The following is an 11,801-nucleotide window of genomic DNA, read 5'->3' on the forward strand; positions in this document are numbered from 1 at the left end:
TTTATTTTTTTTTATTAACACATATTAATTTTAATTTTTGAGGAATTACAATGCCAATACGCGAGGCAGAAAAATCATACAATCACGATAAAATAGAAAAGAAAGTACAAAAGTTCTGGAATGAAGAAGATACTTTTAAAAAAGTCAATGAACTTAGAAAGGAAGGTCCTAGATACTCATTTTTAGATGGTCCACCTTATTGTAGCGGTAAGATTCACTTAGGTACTGCTTGGAACAAAATTATTAAAGATTCATATCTCAGATATAAATCAATGAACGGATTTAGTTTAAGAAGACAGGCAGGATGGGATATGCACGGGCTTCCTATTGAAAATAAAGTAGAGCATTTAATGGGTATTCAAAGTAAACAAGAAATCGAAGACACAATTGGAATGGCTGCTTTTGTAGATAAATGTAGGGAATTTGCTATTGAAAATAAGATAGCTATGGAACAGCAGTTCGACCAGTTAGGTGTCTGGATGGATTGGGATGATCCGTATATGACTCTTGATCCTAAATATATGGAATCCTCATGGTGGACACTTAAAAGGGCAAATGAACAAAATTTGCTTATCAACGACCAAAGAGTAATCAGCTGGTGTCCTCATTGCGGAACCGCACTTGCTGCTGCTGAAATTGAATATGAAGAAAAAGTTGACCCTTCCATATTTATTAAATTCCCTGTAAGAGGTCAGGAAGATACATATTTCCTTGTTTGGACAACTACTCCATGGACATTGCCGGCAAACATGGCAATTTGTGTAAATCCGGAATTTGATTATGTCTATGTTTCTAAAGATGGTGAAACTTATATTATTGCTGAGAACTTAATGGAAGACGTATTGGGTCGCCAGATTAAAATTCATAGAACCAAAATACCTGCAGAAGTGGAAGGCGAGGAAGACCAAATCATCGAAGAGGAAGAGGTCTTATATGAAATTGTTAAAACAGTTAAAGGCGAAGACCTCATTGGAATGACCTATGATTATATTTTAGACGGGGAAGTTCCAAAACATAATGAATTTGATGAAATCGAAAACGTTCACAGAGTTTTACCGGGAGACCATGTAGAGTTAGGTGAAGGTACTGGATTGGTACATACAGCGCCTGGTCACGGGCCAGACGATTTTGAAGTGGGACATGCAAATAATATTCCTATTTTCTGTCCTGTTGGTGAAGATGGATGTTTTACAGAAGATGCCGGAAAATATGCTAATAAATTCACTAAAGATGCAAATCAGCAAATCATTGAAGACTTGGAAAACAAGGGTTTAATGTACAGGGTAGAAACCATTGAGCACAGATACGGTGTATGTTGGAGATGTAAAACTCCTATTATTTACCGTGCTACTAAACAGTGGTTTTTAAAAGTAACTGACATTAAACAAAAAATGTTGGATGAAATCAACCGTGTTGAATGGGTGCCTAAATGGGCCGGAGAAGGAAGGTTCTACGATTGGGTAGACAATGCACGTGATTGGACAATTTCAAGACAAAGATTCTGGGGTATTCCAATTCCTATATGGGAATGTCCTGACTGTGGTGAATTAAAAGTAATCGGATCTCTTAATGAGTTAAAAGAGGAATCCTTAAATGAAATTGACGTTTCAGATGCTGAACTCATCCACAGGCCATATGTTGATGAAGTTGAAGTTAAATGTGGGGGCTGCGGAAAAGCCATTAAAAGAATTCCGGATGTTTTGGATGTATGGATTGATTCCGGAGTAGCCGGATGGGCTTCACTTTATTATCCTGAAGAAAAAGATAAATTTGAAGAATGGTTCCCATATGACTTTATTACAGAAGGGCATGATCAAACCAGAGGGTGGTTCTATTCCCAATTAGGTACTGGAGTAATATCTATGGGTAAAAGCCCATATCAAAAAGTATTGATGCATGGATTTGTTTTAGATGAGAATGGAAATAAAATGTCTAAATCATTAGGCAATGTAGTATCTCCAGAAGAGGTAATTGAAAAATATGGGGCTGATGTTTTAAGATTCTATTTATTATGGGCTTCAAAACCATGGGATGATTTAAAATTTGTTTGGGATGAACTTTTAAACATTAATAAGATGTTTAATATTTTATGGAACGTTTACGTGTTCTCAACTACCTACATGTCACTGGATAACTTTGACCCGATCGGTCTTACTGAAGATGACATGATTTTAAGGTCTGAAGACAGATGGATTATATCTAAAGCAAACACTTTAGTTAAAGAGGTAGCTGAGGATTTGGATAACTTATTCTTCCATAAAGCAACAAGAAAAATTAATAATTTTATTTTAGAAGATTTAAGCCGATGGTATGTAAGACTTATTCGTGGAAGAACTTGGGTTGAAAGCGACAATCCTGATAAATTGGGAGCATATTACAGTTTATACACAGCACTTGTCAAATTAATTTCAGTATTATGTACTATAGCTCCTCACATATCTGAAGAAATCTATGAAAACCTTGTAAAAGGCGTTAACTCGGATGTTCCTGAAAGTATTCATATGAATGATTGGGGATATGATGAAGATGCAATTGATGAAGAACTTGAAGCTAAAATGGATGTTGTTCGTGAAGTAATTGATGCATCCATTAGGGCTCGTGATATTGCACAATACAAACTCAGATGGCCGGTTTCTGACATTACTGTTGTTTCTCAGGATGAAGAAGCCTTGAAAGCTATTGAAGAGTTGACTGATATTATTAAAGACCAATCAAATACCAAAGAGGTGCTCTGCGCCAGCGAATTTGAAAAACTGTCATTTAATGCCAAACCTAACCTTAAAACTTTAGGTCCAAGACTTAAAGGAGACATGGGCAAGGTAATGAAAACATTAAAGGAAAGTGACGGAAATCAAATTAAGGCTGACCTTGAATCAAATGGAAGTATCACTATCGAAGGTCATGAATTATCACAAGATGACATATTATTTGACTCAGAACTTCCAGATGATTTTGTTTCATCAGAATTTGAAGGCGGAAATGTATTTGTAAATACTAATATTACCTTAGAAATTAAACAAGAAGCTATGGCACGTGAATTAATAAGAAGAGTTCAGGATATGAGAAAAGATTTGGATTTGGATGTTGAAGCAAGCATTAATGTTGATGTCGAATCTTCTGACGAATTTAAAGATTTAATCGTACCTCAATCTGAAGTTATTTCTCATGAAGTCAGAGCTAAAAGCTTAATCATATCTAGCAGCAAAGAATGTAGTAAAGATTCTAAAGATTACACTAAAGAGTGGGATATCGAAGGAGAAAAAGTAATTATTTCAATTAAAAATTAAGGGTGTTAACATGACTTTAGCTGATCTTGAAATTGAATATATTGAAGGAATCCTTGGCAGGGAAATGAATGAATTAGAAGAAGGAATGCTTGATGTAATGTTTTCAGAACATTGCTCCTACAAAAGCAGCAGACCATTTTTAAGAGCTTTCCCTACTGAAGGAAAAAACATTATTTTAGGGCCTGGAGACGATGCAGGACTTGTATCCATAACTGATAAATATGCATTAGCTGTGGGAATGGAATCTCACAACCATCCGTCAGCTATTGAACCATATGGTGGTGCAGGTACTGGTATTGGCGGAATTTTAAGAGATATCATATCCATGGGAGCAATGCCTATTGCACTTTTGGATTCACTTAGATTCGGTCCTTTGGAAGATGAAAAATCAAGATATTTATTTGAACATGTTGTCAAGGGAATATCTGATTATGGAAACCGTGTAGGAGTTCCGACAGTTGCAGGTGAAATTGAATTTGATGAATCATTTAGAACAAATCCTCTTGTAAATGTAATGTGTGTGGGACTTGTTGAAAAAGACAAAATCGTCCGTGCTCAGGCGCCTAATATTGGTGATGTGTTCCTTTTAATGGGAGGAACAACTGGTCGTGATGGAATTCATGGAGTAACATTTGCTTCAGAAGAATTAACATCTGATTCTGAGACTGAAGACAGGCCTGCTGTACAGGTTGCAGATCCATTTACCAAAAAAAGAGTTTTAGAAGCTTCTTTGGAAATCCTTGAAAAAATCAATGTTAGCGGTGTTAAGGATTTAGGTGGGGGAGGTCTTACTTGCTGTATTTCTGAACTTGTAGACTCTTCAAATAATGGGGCATTGGTAAATTTACGCGAAATTCCCCTAAGGGAGACTGGAATGACTCCTTATGAAATCATGCTTTCAGAATCACAAGAGAGAATGGTATTTGTTATAAGTCCAAATGATGTAGAACTTGCTTGTGAAATCTGTGATAAACACGAAATTGCATCTTCAATTATTGGACAGGTAATTGAAGGAAACAACATGATTATTTCAGATGAAGGCGATGAAATTGCCAACTTGCCGACTATTCTTTTAGCAGATCCTCCTTCAATTGACAGGCCTATTGCTGAAATTCCGCAAGACAATGAGGAAATTGTTGTTAAGGATCCTCCGGTTTATGAGTCTTTACCTAAATTATTGGCCAGTCCTAATATAGCTTCAAAGCAATGGGTCTACAAACAGTATGACCATGAAGTTCAGGTAAGAACTGTTGTAAAACCTGGAGACGATGCTGCTGTTTTAAAAATTGATGAAAATACTGCTATTGCACTTACCACTGACTCAAACACAATTCACACTAAATTATCTCCATTTGACGGAGCTGCAGGATGTGTTGCAGAAGCAATCAGAAACGTAATTTCAATGGGTGCAACTCCATATGCAGTTGTAGACTGTTTAAACTTTGGAAATCCAGAAACACCGGAAATATTATGGCAATTCAAAACAGCTATTGAAGGCATGAGTCTTGTAGCTGAAAAATTCGATGCTCCGGTCATTAGTGGAAATGTAAGTTTTTACAATGAAACTGAAGGAATTAAAATCAATCCAACTCCTGCTGTTGGCGTAATCGGTGTGGAGGACATTGAAAATATCAGAACTTTGGACTTTAAAAATGAAGGGGACAAAATCTTACTGATAGGTAAAACTTATGATGAGTTAACAGGTTCTGAATACCACAGGACTATCCATAATATTGAAAAAGGAACAGCTCCTAAAATCAGAATTGAAGAGGAAGTAGCTAACGGTAAAACAGTTTTAGATTTAATTTCTAATGATAAAGATAAGAATATCACTGCAGTACACGATGTGTCCGCTGGAGGATTGGCTGTCGCCCTTTCTGAAATGGTTATTAAATCCGGACTTGGATGCGATGTGACTTTGGAAAGTGAAGGATTGGATAAAATTCAATTGCTCTACTCTGAAAGTCATGGAAGATATATTATAACTGTAAAAGCTGATGCATTGGATGATGTTTTATCACAGATTGATGTTGATGTTAGTGTGATTGGTGAAGTAAAAGGTAATTCCTTATTGGTCAATGGTCATGAATTTAAATTTGAAGATTTAGATGATGCATACCATGGTGTTATTGAACAGTACATGGCTTAGGTAACTTGGGGGAGTTTTGTTTGTTTTTATCTAAATTGGAATCTTTAAAAAATGCTATTAAATTGGTTGGTGATAATCAAAAGTTTACAGAAACTGAAGAAATCCCGTTAGCAGAGGCTCACAAAAGGGTTCTTGCAGAAGAAATCATAGCATTTCATGATTCACCGCCATTTGACAAATCTGCAATGGATGGATTTGCATTGATTGCGGAAAATACTTTCGGAGCATCCCAATCAGTTCCTAAGGAACTTAAAGTTGTTGATGCAATTGGAGCGGGGGATTTTTCAGATAAAACTGTTGGAGAAAATGAAGCTGTTGTCATAGCTACTGGAGCCCCCATACCTGATGGGGCTAATGCAGTTTTAATGAAGGAATACACTACCGTTGACGGTGATGACCTAACGATTTATTCTCAAGTAACTCCCGGTGAAAATATTACTCCGAAATCAGAGGATATTAAAAAAGGGGAAAAAATATTAGATAAAAATACTTTTATCAGGTATCAGGAATTGGGTTTAATAGCTTCTGCAGGGTATAATACAGTTAGAGTATTTAAAAAACCCAGAGTTAAAATCATTATCACAGGCAACGAATTAGTTGAACCGACAAAAGAAGAGATGGATAAGGCCAAAATTATCAATTCAAATCAGTTTACTACAAAAGCGATGGTTGAAGATTCAGGTGCAATTGCAGAAATTGCTCATGCAGGAGATTCATTTGATGAGGTAAGGGAAGCTGTTCTTGAAGCTTCAAAAGAGTATGATGTTGTCATAACTACTGGCGGAACAGCATTAAGCAAAGGGGATGTTGTTTTAGATGTAATTCAGGATTTGGGAGAAGTTTTGTTTCATGGTGTAGCTGTAAGACCTGGAAAACCCGCCGGTGTGGGTATCGTCAATGATAAAATGATTTTCGCTCTTTCAGGTCAGCCTGTGGCATCTATGGGTCAATTTGACATGTTTGTTAGAAAGTATTTATTTGAAATGCAGGGAAGATTTTTTGACTTTAACATTCAGAAAAGGTCTGCAATGCTTAAAATACCTTCACAACTTGGAAGGACTGATTTCATCCGTTGCGTTAGTGATAGTGAAAATGCAAAGCATGTCTTGAACAGAGGTTCCGGCATAATTAGGTCAATGGTTGAGGCTAATAGCTATATCATAATAGACGAAAACAACGAAGGATATCAAAAAGACGATATGGTTGACGTTGTCTTCTTTGATTCATTGCTTTGGTAATGTGAAGGTGCATTTAATGAATGGGATTTATTATTATTTGATAGCTTTTGTTCTTATCTGGGTATTGGTTACAGTATTTCATGAAAAATTGTCAAATCACGGCTTTGAATTGAATTTTCCAGTTATAATGTGGAAGACTAAAAAGCTTAGAGGGCTAATATCCAGGATTTCTAATTTTTCACCGACATTCTGGCGTTGGTTTATGAATATTGGAATCGTTGTAGCTTTCGCAGCCATGATGCTCATTTCATGGGTGCTTGTTTCATCACTGCCTTCTGTTTTTGAAACACCTTCGGTTTCAATTATAATCCCTGGTGTGGATATTCCGGGCTCTCAAATTTATGTTCCATTTGTTTACGGGCTGATTGCTCTTGCAACTGTCCTGATAGTTCATGAATTTTCACATGGTATTCAGGCTGTTTGTGAGAAAATTCCAATCAAATCAATCGGACTTTTGCTCTTTGCCATTCTTCCGGGGGCATTTGTCGAGCCGGATGAAGATAAGTTGAAAAGTGCTAAAAAAATATCCAAGTTAAGAATTTACGCTGCAGGTTCGGTTGCAAACATTTCGCTGGCAATTATTGCAATACTTTTGGTATCATTAGTGTCTATGGGCATCCCGCATTATTTTCAGGAAGATGGAATAGCTATTGACAGGGTTGTACCGGATTCCTCTTCCGACGGAATATTAAAAGAGGGTATGGTTTTACAATCCATTGACGGCCATAAAATCAATGATTCAGCATCTTATGTAAATATTATTAAATCTTTCAAACCTGGAGACAATGTAACGGTTCAAACAGATCAGGGCAGCTATTCAGTTGTACTTGGTAAAAATCCGAACAATGAATCTGTAGGGTTTTTTGGAATTCAGGCTAATAAGCATTTTGTCCTGTCAGACGATAGCTTAGGTCCGCTACCTTGGATTTTATTTGAGCTACTTGAATTATTTAATTGGGTGTTCATGTTAAACATGGGAATTGGTCTTTTTAATCTGCTTCCGCTTAAACCATTAGACGGAGGATACATGCTTGAGATTTTATTAAGTTATAAATTCCCTGAAAAGACAGTAAAACCTGTTGTTAATTCATTGTCTGCCGTTATGGCATTGATAGTTATATTTAGTATTGTGGCCGGTTTTATTTAATTATCAAAAAATTAGTATTGGAATATGAATCAATCAGATTCATCTTATTTTTTTAAAATAAAAAAAGGAAAGAATTATTAAATTCTTTCAAAGTATTTAGAAGTACCTTTCTAGGATTCCTTCTAAGATTTTGTAGTGACGACCTTCGTCTTTGGAACTTTCTCTGAAGAAATCTGCAGCAGTTTCAAGGCCTGCTTCTTTAGCTTTTTCAGAAGCTTCTCTTTTTTCAGCGTTAGCCATTTTTTCTCCACCCATCATCCATTCGATGTTTTCTTTGAGGGTGTCTTTAATGATTCCGTTCATTTCACAGAATCTTGCTGCATGTTCAGCTTCTTCCCATGCTAATCTTTTGAAAACTTCAGCTAATTCCCCATAACCTTCTCTTGAAGCTTGTCTGGACATAGCTAAGTAGATACCTACTTCATTTGTTTCTCCTTCAAAATTTGCTGCAACGTCTTTTTCAACAGCAGTGTCTTTTGTAGTTCCAATTTCATGTTCATATTTAACCATATTATCACCTTTTTATAACTCTTTACATGCTTTAGCTAATTTTACACCTAATTCATAGCTAGCTTCATCTTCATCAGCGTCTGGTACGTAGTAGATTTCCTGAGTATCTACAATATCAAATCCGCAGGTACTTAATTCATCTGCAATTTTTTGAGGAGATCCTCCTTTTCCACCCATTGAACCGAAGGTAACTGCTTTTCTTTCAATTCCGGTTCTGTTAAATAGGAGACCTTTTAAGTAGTATAAGATGTCTCCAATACTTGGGAATGGCACATCATTAATGGTAGGATCACCAAATGCAACACCCTTACTGGTTAAGATACTTTTTACAATTTCGGACCTTTCATCTTCGTGTAGGAAGAAGATTTCCACATCATATCCTTCAGACATTGCACCTTCAGCAATTTCGTGAGCCATTTGCTGGGTTGAGTAGTGCATTGTATCGTAAACGATTGTGATTTTGTCTTCACATACACCAGTAGCCCAGTTTTGGTAAGCTCCGATTACTTGCATTGGATCAGTCCAGATTTGACCGTGAGATGGAGCAATCATTTTAATTGAGTCAAGTAAACCTAATTCAACTACTTCATTTAACTTTTTAAGTACTAATTTTGAAAGTGGTGTGATTAAGTTCGCATAAAACTTTTGTGTTCCATCCATTAAGACACTTTCGGGAATTTCATCAGAAAACCTTTTGGTGAAACATAAGTGCTGACCGAATGCATCGTTAGGGAATAAAATTCCGGTTTCATCAGCAAGTAAGGTAAACATACTGTCCGGCCAGTGTAATAAGAATGCTTCTAAGAATGCCAATGGTCTTCCACCAACATCTAAAGAATCACCGGTTTTTACAGTGACAAACTCTGCGCCTTCAAGAGCAGGGTAGTGTTTTAAAAGACCTTTAACTGCAATTTCGGTACAGTAAATTGGTGCTTCCGGGAATCTTTTGTGTAAATCTACTAAAACTCCGGAGTGGTCTTTTTCAACGTGATTTTGGATAATGTAGTCAATCTTAACTTCTCTACCTTCTTGAGCGAAAGCATCATCAATACGTGCCATTAATTCTTTAGTTTTTCCAGGGTAGGCATTATCAATAACTGCAACTTCGTCCTCTCCGAATACAAGGTATGCGTTGTAAGTTGTTCCGTCTAATGTGTAACCGTGGTAAGATCTTAAGTCCCAATCAAGTACTCCGACCCAGTATACTCCTTCAGCTATTTTCTGTGCATTAGCTTTCATTTTTTTTATCTCCTTTTTATTGGTTAATTAATTCATATTATATGAATTTAATATTATTTTATCATTACTTATTATATATAGTTTTGTTTTATACGAACTGTTTCAAAAGTTCAGATACTTATTACTCTTCAAGCGCTCTCTCTCAAGGTTTTTAATAAATAAGAAATAAAAGTGGTTATTATGATGAATGACGACCTATTCAAAAATTTCACGATAAGTTGCAACCATGCAATTGGGACAACACAAATCTATGAGCTGTCTTTGAGAAAGTACTGTATCTATTTTGATATGTCTCTTAAAGAACTTCTTGAGGAAGCTGAAGAGGATGAGATGAACGGAGTGAAATGGAAACACAGTAGGTTGAAATCAAAACTGGTTGAATATAGGCATTACATGTTTCAAAACTATGCTGCAGGAACCGTCAGAAAGGAAATGAACTGCATAATCTTTTTTTACAAGTTCTATGATATAGAAGTATTGGATTTGCCTAAAGTCAATGACAAAAACATTCAAAAGCCTGCTCCGATATATTTTAAGGACTTGCCGGATAAGGAAGTTATAAGGGAAGCCTTTCAGATTGCATTTCCCCTGATGAAAGCTATCATATTGTTTTCCTGCTCCAGTGGATGTGCCAGAACAGAGACACTGAGCCTTACAATCGGAGATTACATTGAAGCATTGTCTGAATATCTGCCAAGACATAGAATGGACATATTTGAGGTTATTGATTATCTAAATGATGTCGATGATGTGGTTCCGACCTTCAGCATTTTAAGGAAAAAGACAAACAAGTATTATCTTACATACTGCAGTCCTGAGGCTGTTAAGGCTATCAATGCATATCTGTTGCTTCGCGATAAGCCAGTAACTGATGAAAGTCCTCTCTTTCAAATCAGCAGGACATATATGGTGCAGTTATTTGAGATGATCAATGACACTTTAGGCTTTGGTAGAGTTGGAAGGTACCGCAGGTTTCGAAGCCACATGCTCAGGAAGTTTCATGCTTCAGCGTTGTATAATGACGGCATGAGCATAGACAAGGTCAACGATTTGCAGGGAAAGGCAAAAAACAAAACCGATGCGGCATATTTCATGACAAATCCTGATGATTTGAAATATGAATATATACAGCATCTGCCGGCCGTTACTATAAACACAGATGTTGAAAAGCTATCTGTCAAATCACCTCAGTTCATTCAAATGGAAAAGGAAAATGAAGCGTTAAAATCAGAAGTGGGTGATATGAGAGGTGAACTTGAGGAGATGAGAGGTTTGAAAAAAGAACTTTTAGGTATCATAAATAAGGTTGGTGAAGGGTCATAATAGTAATATAAAAGTAAAGTGATAGCATTTGGCATGTTTTAGTATCTGTTGAATGCTATCAAAATATATAATGATTTTAATAATTATAAATAATCTAAACCAATTAAATTAATTTTATTGAAATTTTTGAATTGCTGATCAAAGCTGACTAAATCAGTAATGTTTGATTCTTTCATGGTTAGGATAATGCTTGAATCGGTGAAACTTAGTTTTGTCTTTTTACTGTTGGTTCCAACAATTTTTTTGAAGATGTCAAATGTTTTAGCAGTGTAGTTGAAAATAGTGTACTCATTTAGTATTTCAAAGCTATCTATCAGGCCGTAGTATATTTCTTCAGCAGCGTCAATGTTCATTTTCCTGCCAGTTAATGTTAAAACTTCGTTCAACACGTTATTGTTAATATAGCAGTCCTGTGAGAGAATGTTTTCCGCTTCTTCTAGTCTTAAAGCATTATCATGCAATTCATCATTTGAATTGACATAGGCCAGGATGAAAGATGTATCTAGGAATACTTTTTTCATTCGTACAAACTCCTTTTCAATTCTACAGCATTGGTCTTTTCATCACTTTTAAAAGCACCCGCTAGATTTTTAAAGCTTCTTTTTTTTCTGAAATTTATTTCAGGATTTCCATTTTCATTAATCGCCCATTCTACAACAGTGTCATTGTCAATGTCATAATTTTTTCTTATTTCCTTTGGTATTGTGGTTTGGTAATTACTTTGAATTTTACTAGTGGCTAATATAAGCATTTTTTCCACCTCTTGGTTTTTGTATCTATGATATTATCTATTCCTAATAGGATATAAATATATATGATAATGAAATTTTATTAGAAAAGTTTATATTATAGTAGGGTGTCCGCCAAAATTAATTTTTTTGATTTTGTGCTGAAAAATTTTTGACTTA

General features: G+C 35.8%; 9 protein-coding genes. 5 read left to right on the top strand and 4 right to left on the bottom strand.

Annotated elements, in window-relative coordinates:
- Window positions 1–50: 50 nt before the first annotated feature.
- Genes ileS through Q4Q16_RS03090 form a run of 4 tightly spaced genes read left to right on the top strand, consistent with a single transcriptional unit; the run spans window position 51 to window position 7,821 of the window.
- A complete protein-coding gene (ileS, locus tag Q4Q16_RS03075; RefSeq protein ID WP_303346185.1) occupies window positions 51–3,287 on the top strand; it encodes an isoleucine--tRNA ligase in 3,237 nt (1,078 codons plus the stop codon).
- A gap of 10 nt (window positions 3,288–3,297) precedes the next feature.
- Complete coding sequence (purL, locus tag Q4Q16_RS03080; RefSeq protein WP_303346186.1) at window positions 3,298–5,436, top strand: phosphoribosylformylglycinamidine synthase subunit PurL; 2,139 nt, start codon at window positions 3,298–3,300, stop codon at window positions 5,434–5,436.
- 20 nt (window positions 5,437–5,456) lie between these two features.
- Window positions 5,457–6,674 carry a gephyrin-like molybdotransferase Glp gene (glp, locus tag Q4Q16_RS03085; protein WP_303346188.1) on the top strand — a complete coding sequence of 406 codons (1,218 nt, stop codon included), beginning with the start codon at window positions 5,457–5,459 and terminating at the stop codon, window positions 6,672–6,674.
- A 16-nt stretch (window positions 6,675–6,690) separates the two neighbouring features.
- On the top strand, window positions 6,691–7,821 hold the full coding sequence (locus tag Q4Q16_RS03090; protein ID WP_303346189.1) for a site-2 protease family protein: 1,131 nt from the start codon (window positions 6,691–6,693) through the stop codon (window positions 7,819–7,821).
- Between the two features lie 96 nt (window positions 7,822–7,917).
- Here Q4Q16_RS03090 and Q4Q16_RS03095 read toward each other — a convergent pair whose 3' ends face one another.
- Window positions 7,918–8,331 carry a ferritin family protein gene (locus tag Q4Q16_RS03095; RefSeq protein ID WP_303346191.1) on the bottom strand — a complete coding sequence of 138 codons (414 nt, stop codon included), beginning with the start codon at window positions 8,329–8,331 and terminating at the stop codon, window positions 7,918–7,920.
- A 12-nt stretch (window positions 8,332–8,343) separates the two neighbouring features.
- Entirely contained in the window at window positions 8,344–9,570 is a 1,227-nt protein-coding gene (locus Q4Q16_RS03100) for an FprA family A-type flavoprotein (protein ID WP_303346192.1), read from the bottom strand.
- A gap of 261 nt (window positions 9,571–9,831) precedes the next feature.
- Here Q4Q16_RS03100 and Q4Q16_RS03105 point away from each other — a divergent pair, with 261 nt between their 5' ends.
- Window positions 9,832–10,893 (top strand): site-specific integrase, encoded by a 1,062-nt coding sequence (locus Q4Q16_RS03105; RefSeq protein WP_303346193.1) that lies wholly within the window; start codon window positions 9,832–9,834, stop codon window positions 10,891–10,893.
- Between the two features lie 83 nt (window positions 10,894–10,976).
- Here the strand turns inward: Q4Q16_RS03105 and Q4Q16_RS03110 are convergent, their stop codons facing one another.
- A complete protein-coding gene (locus Q4Q16_RS03110; protein ID WP_302512025.1) occupies window positions 10,977–11,414 on the bottom strand; it encodes a type II toxin-antitoxin system VapC family toxin in 438 nt (145 codons plus the stop codon).
- Window positions 11,411–11,644, bottom strand: coding sequence for an AbrB/MazE/SpoVT family DNA-binding domain-containing protein (locus Q4Q16_RS03115; protein ID WP_296807597.1), 234 nt, complete (start codon window positions 11,642–11,644; stop codon window positions 11,411–11,413). The genes Q4Q16_RS03110 and Q4Q16_RS03115 overlap by 4 nt, the downstream gene beginning before the upstream one ends.
- Window positions 11,645–11,801 lie beyond the last annotated feature (157 nt).

Origin of the sequence: Methanobrevibacter sp. (genome assembly GCF_030539875.1) — an archaeon.
In the GTDB taxonomy this organism is placed as follows: domain Archaea; phylum Methanobacteriota; class Methanobacteria; order Methanobacteriales; family Methanobacteriaceae; genus Methanocatella.